The organism is Arcanobacterium pinnipediorum (assembly GCF_023973165.1).
In the GTDB taxonomy this organism is placed as follows: domain Bacteria; phylum Actinomycetota; class Actinomycetes; order Actinomycetales; family Actinomycetaceae; genus Arcanobacterium; species Arcanobacterium pinnipediorum.
This window is the reverse complement of record NZ_CP099547.1, coordinates 336,892-359,571: the sequence shown is the minus strand read 5'-3', so window position 1 is coordinate 359,571 and position 22,680 is coordinate 336,892. Positions and strand designations below refer to the sequence as shown.

Genomic DNA, 22,680 nt, shown 5'->3' with positions numbered 1-22,680 from the left:
TCGAGTGGCTAGTGAGGCAAAGACAGTGACGTCATCCCAATCAGAAGATTTTGGAACGAACCAAAGCTTTGTTGAGGATTTATACTCCTCGTATTTGAACAACCCCCAAAGTGTTGGACCACAATGGAAAGAAATGTTTCGTGCTTGGCAAGCTGCTGGGCGTAGCCCCGTTATCCACGAGCCAGCTGCCCAGCCTGAGGTTTCAGAACAAACCCAACAAGATCAGCGAACCATCCATTCAACACACGGCCGAGAAGTGACCGCGTCAACCAATGTGACCCGCTCAGACCTTCCACCTCAACCACGCTCTGCAGCACAACCCGCAGTAACCCCTTACGCGCAAAAATTTGACCTCAAACCAAAAGTAGGCCAAATATACGAACAAGAACATTCACAATTCGTCCCGCTCAAAGGTAGCGATCGCGGACTTGTGAAGAACATGGATGCTTCACTAGAGCTACCAACTGCTACCACCGTGCGCGCTCTTCCTGCCCGCGTCATGTTTGATAACCGGCGTGTTATCAACAAGTATCTTGCTTCTACGCGCGGCGGTAAAGTCTCTTTCACGCACCTGATCGCCTATGCGATGGTTGAAGCATTATCCGAGATGCCCGAGATGAACTACTCGTATAAGCTCGATGAGGCTAACAAACCGACGTTAGTCAAACCTTCAGCTGTCAATCTTGGTATCGCTATCGACGTCACCAAACCAAATGGGGAACGCACCCTTGTTGTGCCCTCGATTAAACATGCCGAACATATGACGTTCTCCGAATTTTTGATCGCCTTCGAAGATCTGATCAAGCGCGGACGAGAAAATAATCTGACCATTGAAGACTATCAAGGTACAACAGTTTCACTAACTAACCCTGGTGGCTTTGGCACAACCCACTCCATTCCGCGGTTGATGAAGGGCCAAGGGCTTATCGTCGGGGTTGGCTCAATGGTTTACCCACCCGCTTTTGCTGGAACTGCCGAAGCACAACTAGCACGTATGGGCATATCGAAAGTCGTCCATATCACCTCCACCTATGACCACCGTGTTATCCAAGGAGCAACCTCTGGGCGTTTCTTGCGCCTAATGGAACACAAGCTTCTCGGGTTAGATGGTTTCTATGATCGAGTCTATGTAGCACTCCATATTCCGTTTAAACCATTCGTGTGGGAAACCGACGTCGAATACGATGCCAAACGAGAACTGGGCAAGCCGGCACGTATTGCGGAACTGATTCACGCCTACCGCCAACGCGGCCATCTCATTGCAGATACTGATCCGCTCTCCTTCCATATTCGCCGTCACCCGGACCTAGAAATCAGCTCCTACGGTTTGACATTATGGGACTTGGATCGGTCCTTCCCCACTGGCGGCTTTGCCGAATCTTCGCATTTAACACTGCGCCAAATCCTTGACCAGCTCCGCGAAGCATACTGCCGCACAGTCGGCATCGAATACATGCATATTCAAGATCCGGCACAACGCACCTGGTTCCAAGCACGCCTTGAGCGCCCTGCTGAACCAGCCACGATCGAACAACGTCGTCGTATTTTAACCAAACTCAACGAAGCTGAGGCTTTCGAAACTTTCTTGCAAACAAAGTACATCGGGCAAAAGCGCTTCTCCCTTGAAGGCGGTGAATCCCTGATACCGGCTCTGGATTCAATCCTAGAAGGAGCGGCAGAATCAGGATTGAGCGATGTTGCTATCGGCATGGCACACCGTGGCCGGCTCAACGTACTGACCAATATCGCTGGTAAATCCTATGCACAAGTCTTCAACGAGTTTGACGGACGTATCGATCCTTCTTCGGTACAAGGTTCAGGTGACGTCAAATATCATTTGGGAACTGAAGGCAGCTACACCTCACCTAAAGGGAAGAAAGTCGGCGTCTATCTTGCCGCTAACCCCTCTCATCTTGAAGCTGCCGACGGCGTCTTAGAGGGAATCGTTCGCGGAAAACACGACCTGATGGGGGTAACAGATTCGTTCTACCCGGTCTTGCCGATCCTGATCCATGGTGATGCGGCATTCTCTGGGCAAGGAGTGGTTTGGGAAACATTCAACCTCTCCCAGCTGCCTGGCTATAAGAACGGTGGCACGATCCACATCATCGTCAACAACCAAATCGGTTTCACCACTGCCCCTTCGTTAGGTCGCTCCTCACGCTATACCACCGACATGGCAAAAGGTCTGCAGCTGCCCATATTCCATGTCAACGGAGACGATCCCGAAGCAGTGGCACGAGTAGCGCGCTTGGCTCAAGAATTCCGCGAAGAATTCCACAAGGACGTCATCATCGATATCATCTGCTATCGCCGTCGCGGACACAACGAAGGCGATGATCCGTCGATGACTCAACCAGTGATGTACTCCCTCGTTGAATCCAAACGCACCACCCGCCGTATCTATGCTGAAGCATTGATCGGCCGTGGCGATATGACGTCCGAAGAAGTAGCCGAACTTGAAAACACTTATCAAGATACCCTCGATCGGGCATTGAATTCAGTGCGCGAATCCGACGATACGCTGACGAAGTCTGAAATACAAGCAGCTGTGTCTTTAGGGCAACCGCATTCACAAGACGACGACGCCGCCGCAATGATCGGGTGGCAAACCGCTACCACTCCTGGGGTTTTGGCTCGTATCGGGGCAGCACATGTGCAAGTACCAGAAGGGTTTACGCCACACAAGAAAGTCCTCCAGCTATTCACCAAACGCAACGAGATGGCCACTCAGGGAAATATCGACTGGGGCTTTGGTGAACTTCTTGCCTTCGGTTCGCTGCTGATTGAAGGAGTTCCGGTACGAATGTCTGGTCAAGATGTACGCCGCGGAACCTTCGTCCAACGGCACGCTATTTCCCATGGCGATGGCACTGGTAAAGAATGGACTCCGCTTCAACATCTCACCGAAGATCAAGCACGATTCGAAATCCATGATTCGCCCCTTTCAGAATACTCAGTGATGGCATTCGAATACGGCTATTCTGTAGAACGCCCCGATGCACTGGTGGTCTGGGAAGCGCAGTTTGGCGATTTCGCCAACGGCGCCCAAACGGTAGTCGACGAATTTATTTCATCAGCCGAACAAAAGTGGAACCAAAAATCTTCACTGGTGCTGATGTTGCCACACGGCTACGAAGGCCAAGGCCCAGATCACTCCTCAGCACGTATCGAACGCTATCTTCAGCTTTGTGCCGAGAATAATATGATTGTTGTTCAGCCATCTACCCCGGCTAATCACTTCCACATGTTGCGCCGCCAAGCCTATCAACGCCCCCGCAAACCGCTCATTGCTATCACGCCTAAGCAATTGTTGCGCCGTAAAGGGGCAGTTTCGCAGGTAGAAGATTTTACAACCGGCACATTCCAAACAGTTATTGGGGAGCATCGTCAAGATCTCGACGTCACGCGAGTTGTGCTGTGCACCGGACGACTCTACTACGATCTACTTGACCGGCGCGAAAAAGATAATGATACCTCGGTTGCCATTATCCGTATCGAACAACTTTATCCCCACCCAGTCCAAGAACTAGCTAACGAGTTAGCTAAATATCCGAATGCCGAGCTGATCTGGGCTCAAGATGAGCCGGCAAATCAAGGCGCATGGCCACACCTTGCGCTAGAGATGTTCTTGCCTATGGGTTTGCAGGTCAAACGAGTCTCGCGCCCTGCTGCAGCCTCAACTGCCACCGGCCTTGGCAAGATCCACCAAGCCCAAGCACAAACAATTATTGATGAGGTTTTTGCCAAGTAGAGCGTAGAGCTCCGCGCATTTCATAGCGCAGTGCAATGAAATGCGCGTATGGATGGGAGGGTTGCGTGAAAATCAACCCTCCCATCCTTATCTGGACGCAAACGAATATCAGCGCTTAGCTCGCACCCCATAACCAGTAAGTGCCAAATAACCAGTAAGTGCCTAATAACCAGTAAGATATGAGTAGCTGAAGAAGAAACGATCCACGATGTGAGTGGAAAGGGTAACCATGACCAGAGTTAATAGCGATCATCCGATGCGCATAATGTTCGTCGGCGATGAACTCGTCGCCGGATTTGGTGACGCGCGTGCTTTAGGATGGACTGGACGTGTCATGGCCCGCACGCACTGCGATCCGCCACTGCTCCATCTCACCCTTGCCACCCCTGGCGAAGGAACTGAAGCGCTGGCTGCTCGGTGGGAGAAGGATGTTGTTAGCCGCATGGATCGAGAAGCAGATAATCGGCTTGTTTTAGGTTTGGGCTCTCACGATATGGAACGCGGCTTGTCTCTGGCACGCTCCCGGCTCTACGTCGCCAATATTTTAGACAACGCCATAAGTTTCGGGCTCTCTGCCTTCGTCGTCGGACCACCACCGCGCAACGATCAACCCTTACGCAACCAAAACGATCTCAGCCAAGCCTTCGCTGATGTTTGTGCGCGCCGCAATGTACCTTACGTCGATTGCTTTACTCCGTTATATAACCATGAACAGTGGTCTACTGATATGTCCATGACGGCAAGCTATACGCCACGCCAAGCCGGCTATGGTTTGATGGCATGGCTGGTGTTACATAAAGGGTGGCATGAATGGCTTGGTGTTTCGCCAACCGAATCCACCACTTCGTCACACTGAAACGCCCAATGTAGCGCTGCGGTTATAACCTTGCGTGCTACGCGGGACTCTGTGGTAGCACAACAAGACGTCCAGCCACTCGAATCACGTCGATCGGCCAGTCATAAACCTGAGAAAGCAGCTCACTGTTGAGTACCACCTCGGGCCGATCATAAGCCGCAATCGACCCGTGGCTCATGAGCGCAATCCGGTCGCAGTGCGTACCTGCTAATTGCAAATCGTGCATAACTGCGATAACTGCATGGCCAGCCTGGGCAAGCTCACGGCAAATCTGCATAGTACGTTCTTGGTGTGCGATATCCAGCGCCGCGGTTGGTTCATCGAGAAAAACGACGCTGGCTTCTTGGGCCAGCACCCGCGATAGCGTCACGCGAGCCTTTTCTCCGCCCGATAGTCGAGTGACGTCTCTATCTTCAAAACCGCCAACATCGGTGCGTTCGAGCGAGCTAGAAACGATCTCTTGGTCTCGTTGCGGATCTGGATCCCAGCATTGACGGCCCATAGCCACAATGTCTTGAACCATGTATGAGAACGGGAAGTCGATTGCTTGCGGCATCACGGAACGAGTTTGGGCAAGCTCGCGGCGAGAAAATTGGGCTAGTTCGCTTTCCTCGTATCGCACGCTGCCTTGGTCGGCTTCGAGATCTCCGGCCATAATTCCCACCAGCGTAGATTTTCCAGTTCCGTTGGGACCTAACAGACCAACAACTTCACCATAATTAACTGAAAGTGACACATCGTGAAGAATTTGCCGGCTACCGTAGGAAAATGTGATGCCTTGAGCACTCACCGCTTTGGTTCCTGGGCGTCGATTATTAGTCATGTTAGCGTCCCATCCGTAGCCGAGTGCGCAATAAAATGAAGAATGTTGGGCCGCCAACGAGTGCGGTAAAGATACCGATTGGCAAGTCTGCAAACGGTATTAACGTGCGGGCTGCCAGATCAGAGAGTGTGATCAGCAATGCCCCGGCAAACATCGATGCGGGGAGCAACACACGATTAACTGGACCTAAAGCCAAACGCATCACATGTGGAACGATTAGTCCAACGAAGGCGATAACTCCCGCATACGAAACAGCCGCTGCGGTGAGTAACGTGGCAAGAGTGATGGCGATCAGTCGCAGGCGTTGGACGTTAATGCCCACATGTCCAGCTGCACGTTCGCCTAACGATAGCGTATCGAGTTGCTTGGTAATCATCAGTGAGACGGCAATTCCAAAGGTGACGACGACGGCGACGATCCAAACGTGTGACCATACGGTTCCGTTTAGTGAACCCATTTGCCAAAATACAATGTGGTCCCGGGCGGTGGTTGGGGCAATATAGGTAGCGATTGACGCTAACGCGGTACACACCGCCGTCACTGCAATACCGGTGAGGACGAGAACGATCACATCTGCTTTCCCGTTCGAGCGCGAGAGCATATAAACAATCATGGCTGCAGCTAAGCCGGAGACGAATGCTGCTAGCGGTACTGAAAAGCCGCCTAAAGCATGCGGAGCAAAAACGAGTGCTAGTGCAGCACCGACTGATGCTCCCGAAGACACACCCACGATGCCAGGTTCGGCAAGTGGATTTGAGAATACTGCTTGCATAACTGCACCTGCTACTGCGAGCGCCGCACCCACAAACAATCCTAAACAAATTCGCGGGAATCGGATATTCCATAGTGTGGAGAACACCAGTGGCTCGTCAGGATATTGAGCTAATCCGATTGGGGCGAATAGGGATCGCAAGACGTCACTAACACTTACTGGATATTGTCCCAGGAGTGCTGAGATTAAGGTTGAGATGACGAGTGCGCTTATGACAATCACAAATGTGACTGTCACACGTATTTTGCGGCGTGCGAGGCCCGCAGCAACTGGTGCCATAGTGTTATTCAACTCCGTACAGTGCACGGGCAACTGCTAGTAGCGTTTGCCCAGTTTGAGGACCGAAGGATAGCGATAAGCCGTCTGGGATGGCAACGACGCGCTGGTTTTGTCCGGCTCGGGTTTCTGATACGCCTGGACGTGCCAGGAATCCTTCCATGCCGTTAGTTGATTCCAGACCAGCGCTCATCGTAAAAATAACTTCTGGGTTCAGCGCAACAAGTGATTCCGCATTTGCTGGGGTGAGGCCGGTTATGCCTTGTTCCTTTGCGAGATCTTTTCCGCCAACTGAGCTGATGAGCTCCGATGCGCCTTCGTTGGCACCGAGAATAAAGAATACTCCGCCGGTGCCACGCACATACAAGAACGCTGCTTCCATCGGCTGTTCTGGGATCCATTCCTTGATCTGCGCAACAGCTTCTTGGGTTTCTTTTTCGGTGCGTTCTACCAGTGCTTTTCCTGCTTCTTCATTCCCTAAGGCTTGGGCAACACTCATAATCAGTGGCGCATTGTGCTCTAGGCCGCGTTGTGGATCTATCAGGACGACGGGGATACCTGAGGCGCGCAGTTGATCAAGAGATTCGGGTGGACCAACACTGCGATCGGCAATAATCACGGTTGGGTTTAAGGATAGGATCGCTTCAGTGTTGAGAGTGTGACCATTTTCGGTCACGACCGGTAAATCACGGAGTTGTTCTTCGGTTGAGGAAACAGTTCGTCCGACGAGATTCTTTCCGTATCCTAAGGCGATGACGGTTCTACTTAATGTTCCTGGTAAGTCCAGGGCTAAGATTCGAGAGGTATCAGTGATCGTGACGCTGTTACCTTCGACGTCGGTCATCGTTACTGGCAGTTTTTGCGGGAAATTTCCAGATACTGCTTCGGGATCTGGTATATCGGAAACAACTCGCAAGCCAGTGATCTCATGTGGATTTGGTAGCGCGGCTTTAGTGGTTTCGACGTCGGTTTTTTGTTCGGAACTTTCCTGCTGGCTGGCATCTTTTTTTGCTTCGTCAGGATGTACCGGTGTGCCGCATGCTCCTAGGGTTGTCGCAAGTATGGCAACGAGGATAGTTAGTTTTCGTTTCATCACGTTTTGGCTCTCTTCGCACGAACGCGGTGTGGAGCACACTGAGTGCTCCACACCGTCGCTATCGTTAACAGTAACTGACCTTAGTCAGTTGTCTCATTTTTCTGTGCCATCTAATTAGTTGCGGGCACTGGGTGTGACGGATCGACGACGAGCGCCGATGAGTCCAGCTCCGGCAAAGAGCGTCAGGATTGAGACAAGGAACATTACCTGAACACTTACACCCGTTGTTGCAAGAGTTTCACCGAATGCACCGTATTCGATAAGCTCACCGGTTGCTGGGTCACATGCCGTTGCTGGGATGAGTTTAACGTTAGATGACATTGGATCTAGTTGTTCGCCTGGCTGGTAGAATCCGGCGAATGCCTTTGCTCCTTCGGCGGTCAGCGCTACAGATGCGCCGCTGAAGCTCAGTGCACCGTCAGAGACCGAAACTCCGTTGAACGAAATTGTGGCGAATTGGACCCGGCCAAGATTGAACTTGTTGCCGCTCATATCTGATCCAGCTACAGTCAGGTAGAGCGATCCGCTGTTTCCGTTCATGGAAATACTTGGGTTGCTCATTGTCAGATCGAGGATACCGTTGTGTCCGGTGAAGTGTACTGAGCCGCCGTAGTAGATCGAGCCGGAGCGCGTAGCGGTGTTGTACAGTCCGCCAGTTGCTGGGAAGCTAAACTCGCTACCGTTCCAGGAAGCACCGTTGAGGTCCCAGCCACCGTGTGCGATTGAGCCGCGAACGTAGGTGGTAAACGAGGAGCGGATTGCCCAGTTGAGGTTTCCACTGGCGATACGCTTCTTGTTTGTATCAACAGTGCATTGCTTCATCTGTGATTCCTTACCACCATTGTCGTTAGACATCTGCTGGTTTGGATCTACACCACCATCGTTCTTCTGATTACCCTTATTACCTTGATCGGCTCCGTCCTTGCCGTTACCGTCTGCCCTGTTCTTTCCAGAATCGTCGGATTTGACGCTAGCACCGAGTGTGATTGTAAGTGCGTCAAGGCTTTGGCCCGGCTGATAGAATCCGGCAAATGCTTGCGCTCCTTGTGCGGTGAGGGAAACATTTGCGAAGGTTAGGCGCTTCACTCCTTGACCAACATCAGTCATTTGCGGATCTGAAAGGGTAGCAAGTGCAACTCGCGATGAGGTGATTGCAGATGCTGGCTGTGCGCTACGGAAAGCAGTAACCATTGCCACGTTCTGGTTATCGAGTGGCCGTGATGCTACCGTTGCGTAGAGCTTCCAACCATCAGCTTCTTTCTTGACTGTTGGTTCCGAAATAGTGAGGTCGAGTAGGCCGTGGTGTCCAGTGAAGTGTACTCTGCCCGCGAAGTTGATTTCTGCGATATCGGTTAGCGATACCTTTTCACCGGCCTTGAGTGGGAAGAGGAACTCGCCAGTTACACCGTCAAAGAGTTCCCAATCGCCCTTAGCGAAGCCGTGAATGTACTTGCGGAAACTATCCTTGACTCCCCAATCGAGGGTTCCAATGTTGGCAACGCCTTCGGTGGTCGAGGTAGAGTCACCAGTTCCTGGAGTATCGGTACCAGGAGTATCCGTACCAGGAGTATCCGTACCAGGAGTATCCGTACCAGGAGTATCCGTACCAGGAGTATCCGTGTTTACCTTAGTAATCTCCACAGCTACGGTGATGGGATCGAGTTCCTGGCCAGCTGGATAGAAGTTGGCGAACGCCGTCGCACCGGCTGATGTTAGATTAACCTCCGCGAAGGACAATGAAATCGCGTCGCCGGTAACAACTTTCTGCGGAGCTGACAAGTCAGCTATCGCAACTCGATGTGACTCGAGGTCTGCAAGCGGAATCTTCTCTCCAGCAAAGACTTTACTAACATCATTCCGGTCAAATGGACGCGAATCTAATGTTGCGTAGAGTTTCCACGCTCCCGATTCTTGTTTAATCGTCGGCTCTGAGATTGCAAGGTCAAGCAGACCATGATGAGCTGTGAAATGTACCTTGCCTGCGAAATTCATTTCGGTGAAATTATCAGCCGAAATCTTTCCATCATTTTTGACCGGGAAATCAAATTCGCCAGTTGCACCATCAGAGAGGGTCCAATCACCGCGAGCAAAGCCGTGAATGTATTGACGGAAGGACTTCTTTACACCCCACGAAAGCGAGCCAGAAACCTTGTTCTGATTAGCTTTGGCTTCTTCTTCAGCCTGGCGCTTAGCCTCTTCTTCAGCCTGGCGCTTAGCCTCTTCTTCAGCCTGACGCTTAGCCTCTTCTTCAGCCTGACGCTTAGCCTCTTCTTCAGCCTGACGCTTAGCCTCTTCAGCTTGACGCTTGGCCTCAATCGCCTCATTAATCTGCGCGATCTCAGCAGTAATTACCGCATCTTCATCCACATGGGCTTGCTGAACAGCCTCTTTAGTTTGTGGATTACGCAGGTCTTCTGCAGTCTTTCGCTTGTTTGGTCCACCGCGCAACAAGTTGCGCGTAGTTCCCTGATATTCATCGGTAATAGCGGTTAGAGGCTGCAGCGCATCCCATCCGTCTTGGCCGAATGAATTGTAGGCAAGTTTGATCCATGTAATGTAGGCAGCATTCTCTTTCCAAGCTGCTAACGGCGATGGATCAGTGATGAAGTTATTGCGCAAATCAAGCTCACGAATACCGCGCTTTAGTGGCAAAGTACCAAGATCTTCAATGAGGTTGTGCGAAAGATTGACGTTCTTGATAAACACCAATTCATTCCAACGAGAAAGATCGGAAATGCGGTTATGCGACAAGTTGACTTCTTCAATCGTCTCCGCATCAGGATTCTGCTCTAACATTGGCAATTGCGTGATATCGCTGATGCGATTATTCGCAAGATTTAGCGTTGAAAGATTTGGCAGATTCTTGACCACTGAAACATCCGTCAACCAATTTTCCTCAGCGCTGAGGGAGTGAAGTTTTGTCAGCTTTGCCAATGGAGCAAGCGACGTCAACCGATTTCCTCCTACAGAAAGGCTGACGAGCTTCGTCAAATCACGTAGTGGCCCAAGATCGGTAATCTTGTTCTTGTAGAGATTAATGGATGATAGATTGATAGCTTTTTCAATGCCTTGGAGATTTTGAATATCCAAAGCAGCACAGTTTATGGACTGAATGCCCTCAAGAACCTTATTCGTCATCGGAATCTTTGGATCAACATCCATCTGCGAGCGAATGCACTTTTCGAGATTGGCATCAGGAATCTCAACATTTGTGATCGGATCATCGCTATAGACTGGACCATTTACTGGGTCACTCCAGCGTTCGGGGAACATTTCCCACAGAACTGGTTGCGGAACGGCAGTGTTATCCACGCTCGTCCCAATGGTAGCTACGAATGGGGCTCCCTTTTCTCCAGCGTAAAAACCTACTAGAGACTTAACATGCTCCGTTAAAACTGGTTCAAGCGAAGATACAACAACGTATCCTTCTTTTTGCGTAACACTCAAGTCTGCCAATTGTGCAATTGGTTGCTGAACAAATTCGACTACTCCAGCTTTAGCCATAGTGCCTCGGGTATAACCATCGGCAAGGAGCTGCTTGTTCTCGAAATCGATTGTTGGATTAGCAATCCACAGATTCAAGTAGCCATCATACTTTGACCATTCAATCTTTCCGGTGAACTTCAGTTTTCCAGTTGCTCCCGTAAGATCAAGTTTCTGACCTGGCGCGACATTCCATAACAGATTCTTGCCGCGTTCCAAAATAGTCACATCGGTGAGTTTTTCACCTTCAATTCCAACATAATCACGGAATGACTTGCGGAAATCCCAGTTAGCTGAACCACTTGTAACAGCAATACGACCATCATTAGCCGTCTCTTCAGCGGCCGTAGACTGATCAGTCCCACCTTCAGCAGGCTGGGCAATTTCAGTCTCAGTCGGCGCTGATACGCTATCAGCTTCCGTAACTTCAGCCTCTTCAGCTTCTTCAGCTTCTTCAGCCTCTTCAGCTTGTGGCTGTTGTGGAGCAGGAGTCTGCGAAGCTGGTTTTTCAGCAGGAGCTGCCTCTTCAACTCCTGGTGTTGAAACCTCATCTGTGGAAGCAACGTCAGTGGTAGCCGTAGTCGGCTGTGCTACAACTGCCTCATTTTCCTGGCTTGCCATAGCCGGGATGGTATTCCCGAGCATTAATGCTGTTGCTGCAAGTGCAGAAACAAGCATCTTTCTCATAGTGCGGCCCATTAGTGAATAACTCCTATAATCAGGCGACGGATTCATCACCACGTTAGTGACACGAACATGCTACTTAGGGCAACCTTATAAATCAATACTTAAATTATTTAGTGCGGGCACACTACCTTCTACCCCATCACTCCACCCACTCATAGCGACACTTCACACTTAGGGTGTCCTAATAACGAACGCTTCTACCCCGTCATCTATCACTCAAAATTAGCCAATCGAAACAATAACCCCATTCTCGACCGCACGAAAGTCCCAATTTTTAGCTCACGCCACTCACTAAGATAGACGTACCATGTTATTCACAACACACTTCCGTATTGATAATGAGGGTACACATGTTTACCGCAATTCCTGCTCCTGAATATCCCACTCTTTTCGCATTCGAAGTTGGACAATGGTGGGATTACGCAATGCTTATCATCGTCACAGCTGCCCTTGCAGTTACCGCTTGGTTAGCCCAACGCAACAAATGGGTGGTCTTAGCAGTCTTCGTTGTTGCACCAGTTTTATTAACGATTTTCTGGTGGCCACACTCCACTGCAGGAACTGCATCAGCAGGCTGGTTCCCTATAGTTAAACAATACTCAGCCTTGGCCGGAGCCTTGTCCCTCGTTGGATTGCAATACTCTCAAAAACTTCGGCACAACCAATGGTACTTAATGATTCCGCCCGCAATTTTGGCCATCAATATCATCGAAGCAGTTATTCGCGATTTCCAATGCGCCAACATTCATGATCTACAGCCTGAAACAGGTCTCGCTACCTGGGGCGGCCCATGGAATTACATGAACGGAATCGCTGGAATCCTCAACCTGCTAGCGATTTCGGGTTGGGTTGGTATTTTCATTGCCAACAAGAAGAGCAAGGCTGTTGTGTGGGGCGATCTCACCCTGGCATGGATCATTGGATACGATCTATGGAATTTCGCCTATGTTTATAACTGCCTGTCTGACCGTGCCTGGTATTCTGGCATAGCGCTATTGGCTTCATGTACGATCCCAGCCCTTCTGCCTAGTTTGCGTGGATCGTGGATCCAATTCCGCGCCTACACACTAACGTTATGGTCTGCCGTCGTACTGACCTTCCCCCACTTCATGCATGATTCAATCTTCGCTCATCGCTCAGCACATAACGAAAGCGCACTGTTCCTCTTCTCATTCCTTGCACTTGTGGTCAATGTCTGGGTATTTGGCTACCACCTCTATCGCATTGTCACCCTCAAGCGCAATCCGTTTAAAGTCGAGATTTATTCCGATACACCCGAATATGCCAAACTCGTTCGCTCTTTTGCCTCCGACGAAGATAAGGAGCAGATTGCACACCGTCTGGGAAAGACCCCAGAAGAACTGCACTACCGTAAAGTTGCAAAGCACCGTAAGGGAATGCGACCGAAACGCTAATATAACGACAACCCGATAGTGGCACTTGTGCCGAAAACGGAACCGGTATTTCACTTAGATTTACCCGGTTCCGTTTTCGTTGCTAGGCAACAAACTAGCTACTTCACTTCACGCCTTGCATTTCAACCACCATATTTACCGCCCGTAGCTCAACCGCATCCACTGCCCACAGCCCGACCACACATTCCTCCTACAAGATCTCAGAGCCACGATAAAGCTAAAAGTGGGTGAATGCCTCTTGACATTCACCCACTTTGGGTCGCAGTTTAACTACTTAGTCGCTCACTGTTCTGCAGAAGGCTTCTTCTTGCCCCACCCCTTGAGGTAGGTCTTTTCCCGCTTCTGTCGAATCTGTTCGTCCCAAGAAAATTCTGGCTCTTCCCAATCAGTGAAGTAATCTTCGTCGACAATATCAGCCCATGGTGTGCCTGGACCCGTCGGTGGCCATTGTGGGTTATCCGTAACAGGTTCACGAATTTCGGCTACCGCCGGGGCTTGGCGACCGTATCGCATCCACTGGGTGTAGGTCTCTTCGAACAGCGGCGTACCATCCCAGCGTCCAGCTGGTGTACCAGTATTAAACCAACGGCCACCTAGAATACCGCGCATCATCTTCCCGGTGTGTTGTTGCTTCTTGCGGAATTCCACCACACGCTTGACGTAGAGGTTTTGCAGGTGAGTCATCACCCCACCAATGAGCTCAATATTGATCCAGTTGATGGCTGAAATCGTCGGGTTATCTGGCTCGAAACCGATACGCCAATGGTTAATCAGACGGCACCGATCTCCTTTGAGCGGAACAAAGTAGAAACACCATGCCGCAGCAAAGTGCTTCATGAATGGGAACCGGAATGCGTAAGAACCTGGCGCGGCTGGAGGGTTCTTGGTATCAACCCACTGCACCATGTACTTTCCGGGAACAATATCTGCCCATTCCATCGACATTCCGTGAAAATCGAAGGCGGCAACGTCACCGGGCATCATTGAGTCTGGCTGTTGGAATTCTTCCTGAATCTCATAGGAGTTAAAGAATGGTAGCCGAGCAAAGGTTCGCTCAAGGAATTCAGAGCTGAACGAACCGGACTTGTCTGCACCAATCTGCTTGAAAATTCGGTAAACAGCATAAGCTGGAGCATCAATATCGATAGCGTATGTTGATGAATAGCCATTTTCATAGTTGGCATCAATCAGATCATCGCCGGGGTAGACCCATTCTTGCTCTTCTTTGGTAGCTTTTCCGCTGAACTGGCTAAAAGCCACCAGTCCGCTAAGGCCGGTGAGCGCTGCAGCTCCACCGAGCTTCATCCACGATGACGTTTTCATCGATTCTCCTTCGTTGTTCCGTCGTAAAAATACGACCAGTCACTACTCTGTGACGTTAGTCTCCAGTATCTCAAATTTTTCACGCTAATATTGAGGATTAAGTCCTACTCGATACAGAGATGTATCGGATAAGACGCCCATTTTTCCGCAATATACGAACAAAGGACATCTCATGTCGTCACTATTCCTATGGGAAATCGGAACTCCCGCAGTTTATATTTTCTGGGTGATTGTTCTCGTTGCCCAGATCGCTGTAGCTGAAATCAATCGCCGGTGGAACTGGACCATTTTCACACTATGGACTATCGGCGGTATTGCGGTGATGCCGTACGTGATCATCCATGGAGTACCTATGGTGGGCTGGTTCCCATTTGGCAAGTTCGTCATCATGATCGCCACGGCAACAATGACTGGTTACCTGTTGGTGTTTGGCAAACGCCATCCGGACAAGGCACGCAAATACGCACTATGGATGGGGATTGCGCTCTGGCTAGGATTAGCAGTTAATATCATGGAAGCCAATATCCGCGATATTACTATTTTCTTCCAAGCTGATTCCTACTATGCGTGTGCAGCAAGCCCACAATGTTTGCAAGACATCAACGCCTCCCATTCGATTGACGTCCTTAACGGCTTGCCTGAATCTCGTGGCATAACTGCACCGCTGCATTCCGCCGAATGGTATCAAGCTCTGGCAGCTAACTTCGAAGCCAATCACGTCGGCATTGATCCAGCCACTGGATTCCGCACCATTGGCGGGCACTGGAACATCGTTTCCGCACTTGCAGGTTTGCTCAATATTATTACGATTACCGGTTTGGGTAAGATCTTCGTCACCTCAGAATCGAAGACGACGACGGCGAACGGCAAGAAGCAGGTGCGCGGACTTATCTGGGTGGATATGGTTTGGCCATGGGTCATTGCCTACGATTTGTGGAACCATGCGTTCTTGTATAACGCTCTTGCTGACTACACCTGGTATTGCACCTTCGCTTTGCTTCTGGCGTGTACGATTCCTGCCTTCACTTGGGCTAAAGGTCAGTGGATTTGGTTCCGATGCTTTACATTGATGTTCTGGATTGCAGCCAATAATTTACTGCCCGAGCTGCTGGTTAAGCCAAGCTCAATGACGAACTACGCCACCATGAATCCAGTTGCTAATATCGTCTGCGCTTGGGCAGCATTGCTGTTCAATATTGGTTTGTTTATCTACTGGTTGTATAAGATCATTAAGCACAAGCGCAATCCGCTTACCAATTGCTTGTACTTCGAGATGGGCGAGTTCCGCACGATTGTACGTCAGCACGCCGACGACGATACGGCACGTTGGTTGACCAATGAAATTCCAGAAACTGCCGAGGATTTAGGGTTTATCGATCCTGACGTAAAACCGATGCGCACAGCTACACACAAGCACTAGGAATTAAAACACGCCAAGTTCACTGCTGGTTTGGAGGCTAAAATCGTTAGTCACACTTCCAAGTGCGTGAACTTGATGTGGACACCTTGCCTATCCTCGTAAAAGTGATATCATTTTAATATCACTTTTACGAGGATAGGATTTTATTATGAGCACCACTCCAACAGTGAAGGTAGCAGCCGATCCGGTAGGACACTCCGGCATCAGAGTTGATGTAACGGAAAAGCGAGCGTGGTGCCTGCCAACTGGTCTCGCGATAGTTGCGCTCTTCATCGTCATCGCAGCTATCATTGTAAGTTCGTGGTTCTTTATCCAAGGAGCCATCGCGCAAGATTCTGGTAGCGCCACCACCCTGACGGGTATCATCATGGCAGGTTGTGCGATCGTAATCTTAGTCAGTGTCATAATGCTAAGTGGCTTCATCGTCATCTCCCCCGGAGAATCACGCGTCGTCCAACTCTTTGGTACCTACAAAGGAACTATCCGCATCACCGGTTTTGGCTTCACCTACCCACTCTCAAGTCGTAAGAAAGTCTCGGTGCGAGTACGCAATTTCGAGACCAACGAGACAAAGGTCAACGATTACAGCGGTAATCCGATTAATATTGCTGCGATCGTCGTCTGGCAAGTAGCTGATACCGCTAAAGCGCAATTCTCTGTGGAGAACTACGTAGAATTTATTAAGTCCCAGTCCGAATCAGCGCTCCGGCACATTGCCACCCAGCACCCTTACGATTTCCCAGTAGATGGCCGCTCCTCACTACGCGGATCTACCGAAGATATCAGCATCGAACTAGCTAATGAAGTTGCCGAACGAGTGAGCGTTGCCGGCTTAGAAATCGTGGAGACGCGCATTTCTTCTCTCTCTTACGCTCCTGAAATCGCCCAAGCAATGCTACAGCGCCAGCAAGCTGCGGCAATCGTGGATGCTCGCGAAACAATCGTAGACGGCGCGGTATCTATGGTTGAGATGGCACTGGATCAACTCGAACAAAAAAATATCGTCGATCTTGATCCAGAACGACGCGCCGCCATGGTTTCCAACCTGCTCGTTGTTTTGTGTTCTGACGGCCAGACCCAGCCAGTTATCAACGCTGGCGGCCTCTACCAGTAACCAACATACTGACAAGATGGCACAACGAAAAGCAATCTCACTTCGCCTCGACCCAGCAGTCCACGATGCCATCGCCCGCTGGGCCGAGGATGATTTACGGTCAGTCAACGCGCAAATCGAAGTGATCTTGCGCGATGGGCTACGCCGTGCCGGTCGACTACCAACCAGTACCGGAAAACTTCCCAAACGCGGGCGCCCGCCAAAAAATCCAGAAGAGGACGCCAAAGCGTAGGCGCAAAGCATGTAGGTGCCTGTAGCAAAAATGTGTTATTGGCTGGGCAGGTAATTCAGCATGTGGGCACCGACCACGACAACATGGTTTCAACTTGACGATCAAGGCCCATACCCTGATAAACACTTAGCGATAACTGCAACTAAGTGTTAATCACACCCTCAATATGATTCGACGTCGACGCAACACGATCACCATCGATGTGGAGTATAGGGTCAAGATAGGTAACCAAAGTACCTTTCTTCACCAGAGTGTTTAACAAGTTTTAGCCGGGCTCAACCTGGCATAAGTGGGAACTCAGCTACCATTTGGTAGCCGGGTGCGGTGAGCTAAGAACGTGTGATACGTGGTATTCCAGTCAGCGAGTTAACTTGTCTATTCCACTACCTAACGCAGTCTTGCGCTTCACCATACTCAAGACATGCGCATTCTTTACCACACTAGCGATTGCCTGCTCGTCGTCGCGCCCCACAACATCAAAGGGGAGCTTCGAGACATTAACGCCTGCCAGGAACGCATTGTCTCACCTTCGCCACATACCACCCACGAACATGAGTTTTCGTGCACAGTTAAAAGAGATGTTACCTATTTCGCAATTTCACTTCACCAGGTCACATATTTCTTATACACTCAAAGAGTGAGATGGCACACATGTGAAATCTCACTAAATGTTCACTTCGAGGAATGGAAGAACCATCAGAAAAATATCAGTACTCACGTCAATTGCCACTTCATGCACTCTTGCTATCGGCACTATGACTTACGCGTTTGCGTCACCCTTATCTGAGAATTCACGTGATCTAGGCGATCAGGAACTTGCTTAAATTGTCGCTCAAGCAACGCCCGATAAAGTAGCTATTAATAACATAGAAGCCGTCCCAACCGAAGATGGATATCTTTCGCGCGGTGATGTGGATGTAGAGATCCCTAAAGACACCTACAAGCCAGTTGTTATTACTTCGACTAACAGCCCCTCTCCTACCTCTAGCGCTAAACTGTTTCTAGACCCTGAAGTGAAGAGCAAAGGTCCACTTACAGACGATGGATCCGTTGTTTATGCTGGCGAGAATCTCGCTCAAACGGTACAAGCAACAAAAGATGGCGTACGAATCAACACTGTCATAACCTCAATAGATAGCCCTCAAGAATTTCACCATAGGCTGGATTTATCTTCGGACTTACGATTGGTGACTGGTGCGGAACTAGAACAATTTACACCCCTGAGGGGAGAACCGAACCTCTGAAGGGCGTGTATATTCTAAACTCTAATAATGATCTGGTTGGCGGAATTTCTGCCCCTTGGGCAATTGACACTAAGGGGATGGAAGTTCCCACTTACTACACCATCGAGGGTAATGCCGTTATACAGCATGTAGAACATCGAGGGGCAGATGTTACCTATCCGGTAGTTGCTGATCCTTGGTTAGGTTTCGACTTAATTTCAACGGCAAGATGGGAGCACCGGGGTGAAGGGTGGACCCTTAAGGTTTCACCAACGGGTTGGGCGCGCGCTAATGCTCCTGGTTATTTAGTTGGTGTTGCGGGCTGAAACGAACTTTACGCGAAATACAAGAATAGAGGACTAAACGTCAATCTTGACGACATGCGAGACCAATATATCTGTCACCAACAATTTACTTTTTGGAAATCGACGTGGAATCTTGATGAATGGCGCCCCAACGTCGGCTACCTGCAAACTGTTAACTCAATGTGCAATCCAGGTGGAGGGAAGATAATTGACTAAGACAAAAGAGAAGATATTTCTGGCGACGTGGCCAGTAGGAGCCATCTTAGCTCCTTTCATCCTAGCTCCGATAGGTTCTTTCATTAGCGTAGCTTTGTTTGTTGCCGCCGTTGTGTTGTTGACTAAAGATTCGCAACTAAACAACGTAGCGAGAACCGCTACAGCGCTGCTTTGGGTCACATCACTTGCGTGCTTCGTCTACGCAATGCTTGCTTTCGGCTCGATGGTCGAAGCAGCAGATAATATGTCACCTAATCCGCCATGGACGCAAGGATTCCTACCGATCATCCTTGCCGGCATGATCGCACTTATCGCTTCAGCTTTCATCGTTTTGAAAGAAAAAACGCACACCTAAGAATCCAGTGCGCAATTAACATATGAAAAGAGAGCAACTATTAGTTGCTCTCTTTTCATTGGAATCAAGAGATTCCCAAGCTTCGGACCCAAGATCAGGTGTTGGGACGCTTGCCGTGGTTTGAACCGCGCTTCTTGCGGTCACGGCGCTTACGCGAACGCTTCGACATAGTGTACTCCTTCAACTCCGGCCGTAGATTTACGGCACGACAAAAACATATTCTACCGGCTATAGGCTACTGCGTCATATTGACATTGATGGAGCCACTCACGCTGGAGCAATGTTGACTAATAGGATGGCTGCCTTGGAGAAGAACACGAGCAGAAAAATCAAACCCCACAGCGTAATTCTTCATCAAAAGCTAGCCTTGCAAAGCATCTGCAATCCGCGCCCGCAGCTCTTCGGGAGCTACTTCAGATCCACACGAACGTTGTAATGCGACTCGCACTTTAACTTCCGCACGGATCATATCTGCACAATGATCACATCCAGCGCTGTGCTGTAACATTCGCTGCGCTTGATCACACGGTATGCCTTCATCAACAAGCTCAAACAAATGCGCTAAAACTTCTGAGCAATCACACTCCACCTCGGCACAGTGGCACTCATCTAGTTGGTCCAATAAATCGTCAAAACGTTTCACTACTTCTCCTCCGCCTTCTGCTTTACTTTATATCCCAGTCCGCGGGCATAGTCACGAAGAATCTCTCTGAGCTGAGTACGCCCACGGTGAAGGCGAGACATCACTGTGCCAATTGGCACCCCAACAATGTCGGCAATTTCCTGATAGGAAAACCCTTCAATATCAGCTAAATACACCACTGTTCGACGATCGTCAGAAAGCTGGTCTAACGCATCTTTGATCTCCGAATCGGGAAGGGTTTGTAGAACTTCGGCTTCAGCAGACATCAAACCTCGTGAATCATGAGTAGAGGCAGCATATTCTTGCCAATCTTCTACCTGATCTGAGTCACTTTCTTTTGGTCTACGCTGCGCCTTGCGATAGTTAGAAATGAAGGCATTATTGAGAATACGATACAGCCACGCCTTGAGATTAGTGCCCTGCTTATATTGATGGAATGCCGCGAAAGCCTTGGCATAGGTTTCTTGGACTAAATCCTCGGCATCAGCAGGATTACGAGTAAGGCGCAACGCTGCACCATAAAGCTGATCCAGTAACGGCAAAGCTTGACTTTCGAACTGATCGGCGAGAATACGTTTATCGACTGAGGCAGTTATGACATCGTTCATCACTACCAGCTTACATGGAAAAGCGGACCAGATACCGCATAACACTTATGCAATATCCAGTCCGCCCAGAACTCGCGTAGAGTCCGTAAACATCAAAATCTATGCGCGCTGATAGTGCGTCATATTCAAATCAGCGTCAAAGACGACGAAGTTCGGCTTCTTGCCCACTTCGAAATCCAAAGTAACGCCAGGTTCATCGCCACGCAGTCCCAGTGCACGAGCTGGACCGGCAACACAACAACGCACAGCCGATTCCATATCCAAGTGCCCGCCGGTAACCATCCGCTGGATCTCCTCCGCCAAACGCGCAGTACCACCAGCAATCGCGCCACCATCGGTCAGCCGAGCAACCCCGTCGATGATAGTAACTGCGAGGGAACCTAGGATGTAATCCCCATCAGGCATTCCAGCCCCAGCCATAGCATCGGTGACGAATGCTACGCCAGCCATCTGGCCCGAATCTTCAACTACCCGTACAACATCACCAACCAGATCGGGGTGGACGTGGATAGTATCGGCAACGAGCTCTACAACAGTTTCGCCACGGCACGCCGAAGCAATCAGCTCACGAACTGGACCTGGCTCGCGGTGGGCAAGGGTAGGCATAGCATTAAATAAATGCGTTGCCGTTTGTGGCACCTCAATCCCCTTCGATCGGCCATATTCGGTCGTGCGCGCAATAAGATCACGCGCATCGGCAGTAGTGCCACTGGTGTGTCCCCACGAAGGTAGTGCCCCAAAATCGAGCAATAAACACGCCGCTTCATAAGCGTTATCGACTTCGGGCGCAATAGTCATTGACTTAATCCAGCCCTTGCCTACCTCTAACCAAGTACGCAACTCATCGACGTCGGGATTGCGCACTGCGGCAGGATTTTGTGCCCCACACTTATGCGGAGAAATATATGGACCTTCCATGTGGATGCCCAACAATTGCCCAGCTTCACATGCCTTGACCAAGTTCTCAATAGCAGGCACCGGATCGATCATCGAAACAGTAGAAGCCAACATTGCGGTAGTGCCAAGCTGGCGATGAGCCTCAATCCCCGTATAAACCCCGTCAAGGTCAGTTTCGTCTGGGAAGGAAGCACCCCCACCGCCATGGTTGTGAATATCGATCAGCCCTGGCGTGATCCATCCGTGCGCCAACTCATCACCAACAGGTAAAAGATTGACGAGCACGCCGTCGTCGTCGATCTCCAAACCGCCACCAACAAGCTCACCGCGTGCGTTGAGAACTTTTCCTTCGAAAACGCTCATCGTAGTGACTCCCAGCGTTCCATGTAGAAGTCTTTGAGTTCAAGCTTAGCTGCGGCGGCTTCATCTAAGAAAACTACAGCTTCTTGATGCATCTGCAGAATCGTGGCTGGCCACTTGGCTGAAACACCACCCTCAACAAGTTCGCGAACTGCGTCTGCCTTACCAGCGCCAGTAGCAATCAGCAGCGGCACACCACACTCCATGATGGTGCCCAATCCTTGGGTGATGCAGCGGGTTGGAACCTTGGCCAGATCATTGTCGAAGAAGCGGGCGTTATCTTCGCGAGTTTGTGCTGTTAACGCTTCGACGTGTGTACGTGAGGTCAGAGCACCACCTGGTTCGTTGAAACCGATGTGACCATCAGAACCGATGCCGAGAATCTGAACGACGATGCCGCCCGAATCCTTAATCGCCTTATCATACGCCTGGGCAGCTCCATACGGGTCAGCCGCGCTACCATCTGGGGTGTTGAGATCTTCTTCGCGCAAACCGGTGCGCTCATCTCCAACAAGCTCGGCGCGCAACACGTTGCGGTAACGCTCTGGGTGCTCTGGATCGATGCCGATGTACTCATCGAGAGCGAAGGCCTTAAAGCCTTCGAGAGAGAAAGTACCAGCAGCGTGGGCCTGGCGCAGTTCTTTATAAAGTGGTAGCGGTGTGGAACCGGTGGCCACGCCTACGACCTTGGAATCAGATTCATTGAGCTTGTTGATCAAATACTGTGCTGCGGCTTTAGCGAGCGTTTCTTCGTCTTTAAAAATTCCAACATACATGTGCGAGTCTTCTTTCGTTGTTGCCGAGAACTTTCGTTCTTGAGTT

Annotated in this window: 19 protein-coding genes; 9 read left to right on the top strand and 10 right to left on the bottom strand. The window is 50.2% G+C overall.

What is annotated here, in order from left to right; all coding sequences use genetic code 11:
* Window positions 1-4 precede the first annotated feature (4 nt).
* Both NG665_RS01520 and NG665_RS01515 read left to right on the top strand, forming a co-directional pair.
* The gene (locus NG665_RS01520) at window positions 5-3,754 is read left to right on the top strand and encodes a multifunctional oxoglutarate decarboxylase/oxoglutarate dehydrogenase thiamine pyrophosphate-binding subunit/dihydrolipoyllysine-residue succinyltransferase subunit (RefSeq protein ID WP_252673564.1); all 3,750 of its coding nucleotides are present in this window, start codon (window positions 5-7) and stop codon (window positions 3,752-3,754) included.
* A 229-nt stretch (window positions 3,755-3,983) separates the two neighbouring features.
* Entirely contained in the window at window positions 3,984-4,610 is a 627-nt protein-coding gene (locus tag NG665_RS01515; RefSeq protein WP_252673563.1) for a GDSL-type esterase/lipase family protein, read from the top strand.
* A gap of 37 nt (window positions 4,611-4,647) precedes the next feature.
* Here the strand turns inward: NG665_RS01515 and NG665_RS01510 are convergent, their stop codons facing one another.
* The 4 genes from NG665_RS01510 to NG665_RS01495 form a co-directional block, all read right to left on the bottom strand.
* Window positions 4,648-5,433, bottom strand: a complete 786-nt coding sequence (locus NG665_RS01510; RefSeq protein ID WP_252673562.1) for a heme ABC transporter ATP-binding protein — start codon at window positions 5,431-5,433, stop codon at window positions 4,648-4,650.
* A 1-nt stretch (window position 5,434) separates the two neighbouring features.
* Window positions 5,435-6,442, bottom strand: a complete 1,008-nt coding sequence (locus NG665_RS01505) for a FecCD family ABC transporter permease (RefSeq protein WP_252673561.1) — start codon at window positions 6,440-6,442, stop codon at window positions 5,435-5,437.
* A 46-nt stretch (window positions 6,443-6,488) separates the two neighbouring features.
* The gene (locus NG665_RS01500; RefSeq protein ID WP_252673560.1) at window positions 6,489-7,574 is read right to left on the bottom strand and encodes a heme/hemin ABC transporter substrate-binding protein; all 1,086 of its coding nucleotides are present in this window, start codon (window positions 7,572-7,574) and stop codon (window positions 6,489-6,491) included.
* A 117-nt stretch (window positions 7,575-7,691) separates the two neighbouring features.
* Window positions 7,692-11,747, bottom strand: a complete 4,056-nt coding sequence (locus NG665_RS01495; RefSeq protein WP_252673559.1) for an HtaA domain-containing protein — start codon at window positions 11,745-11,747, stop codon at window positions 7,692-7,694.
* A gap of 350 nt (window positions 11,748-12,097) precedes the next feature.
* On the opposite strand from NG665_RS01495, the gene NG665_RS01490 reads away from it, so the two are divergent.
* A complete protein-coding gene (locus NG665_RS01490) occupies window positions 12,098-13,162 on the top strand; it encodes a DUF5692 family protein (RefSeq protein ID WP_252673558.1) in 1,065 nt (354 codons plus the stop codon).
* A 282-nt stretch (window positions 13,163-13,444) separates the two neighbouring features.
* Here the strand turns inward: NG665_RS01490 and NG665_RS01485 are convergent, their stop codons facing one another.
* Entirely contained in the window at window positions 13,445-14,485 is a 1,041-nt protein-coding gene (locus tag NG665_RS01485) for a hypothetical protein (RefSeq protein ID WP_252673557.1), read from the bottom strand.
* 172 nt (window positions 14,486-14,657) lie between these two features.
* On the opposite strand from NG665_RS01485, the gene NG665_RS01480 reads away from it, so the two are divergent.
* From NG665_RS01480 to NG665_RS01455, 6 genes are all read left to right on the top strand, one after another.
* Entirely contained in the window at window positions 14,658-15,905 is a 1,248-nt protein-coding gene (locus NG665_RS01480) for a DUF5692 family protein (protein ID WP_252673556.1), read from the top strand.
* A 148-nt stretch (window positions 15,906-16,053) separates the two neighbouring features.
* Window positions 16,054-17,019, top strand: a complete 966-nt coding sequence (locus NG665_RS01475) for an SPFH domain-containing protein (protein WP_252673555.1) — start codon at window positions 16,054-16,056, stop codon at window positions 17,017-17,019.
* 16 nt (window positions 17,020-17,035) lie between these two features.
* Entirely contained in the window at window positions 17,036-17,251 is a 216-nt protein-coding gene (locus tag NG665_RS01470; protein ID WP_252673554.1) for a type II toxin-antitoxin system antitoxin, read from the top strand.
* A 1,249-nt stretch (window positions 17,252-18,500) separates the two neighbouring features.
* Complete coding sequence (locus NG665_RS01460) at window positions 18,501-18,800, top strand: hypothetical protein (protein ID WP_252673553.1); 300 nt, start codon at window positions 18,501-18,503, stop codon at window positions 18,798-18,800.
* Between the two features lie 54 nt (window positions 18,801-18,854).
* Window positions 18,855-18,995 (top strand): DUF2599 domain-containing protein, encoded by a 141-nt coding sequence (locus NG665_RS08685; RefSeq protein ID WP_435366681.1) that lies wholly within the window; start codon window positions 18,855-18,857, stop codon window positions 18,993-18,995.
* Window positions 18,988-19,350 (top strand): hypothetical protein, encoded by a 363-nt coding sequence (locus tag NG665_RS01455; RefSeq protein WP_252673552.1) that lies wholly within the window; start codon window positions 18,988-18,990, stop codon window positions 19,348-19,350. Before NG665_RS08685 ends, NG665_RS01455 begins: the two co-directional genes overlap by 8 nt.
* Before the next feature lie 94 nt (window positions 19,351-19,444).
* Here NG665_RS01455 and NG665_RS08785 read toward each other — a convergent pair whose 3' ends face one another.
* The 5 genes from NG665_RS08785 to NG665_RS01435 all read right to left on the bottom strand — a co-directional run bounded on the left by NG665_RS08785 (window position 19,445) and on the right by NG665_RS01435 (window position 22,634).
* Window positions 19,445-19,519 (bottom strand): 50S ribosomal protein bL37, encoded by a 75-nt coding sequence (locus NG665_RS08785; RefSeq protein WP_372443439.1) that lies wholly within the window; start codon window positions 19,517-19,519, stop codon window positions 19,445-19,447.
* Between the two features lie 192 nt (window positions 19,520-19,711).
* Window positions 19,712-19,993 carry a mycothiol system anti-sigma-R factor gene (gene rsrA / locus NG665_RS01450; protein WP_252673551.1) on the bottom strand — a complete coding sequence of 94 codons (282 nt, stop codon included), beginning with the start codon at window positions 19,991-19,993 and terminating at the stop codon, window positions 19,712-19,714.
* Window positions 19,993-20,601: a sigma-70 family RNA polymerase sigma factor gene (locus NG665_RS01445; protein ID WP_252673550.1), complete on the bottom strand. Its 609-nt coding sequence runs from the start codon at window positions 20,599-20,601 to the stop codon at window positions 19,993-19,995. Before NG665_RS01445 ends, rsrA begins: the two co-directional genes overlap by 1 nt.
* A gap of 99 nt (window positions 20,602-20,700) precedes the next feature.
* Window positions 20,701-21,861: an N-acetylglucosamine-6-phosphate deacetylase gene (locus tag NG665_RS01440; protein ID WP_252673549.1), complete on the bottom strand. Its 1,161-nt coding sequence runs from the start codon at window positions 21,859-21,861 to the stop codon at window positions 20,701-20,703.
* Complete coding sequence (locus NG665_RS01435; protein WP_252673548.1) at window positions 21,858-22,634, bottom strand: glucosamine-6-phosphate deaminase; 777 nt, start codon at window positions 22,632-22,634, stop codon at window positions 21,858-21,860. The genes NG665_RS01440 and NG665_RS01435 overlap by 4 nt, the downstream gene beginning before the upstream one ends.
* Window positions 22,635-22,680: the final 46 nt, after the last annotated feature.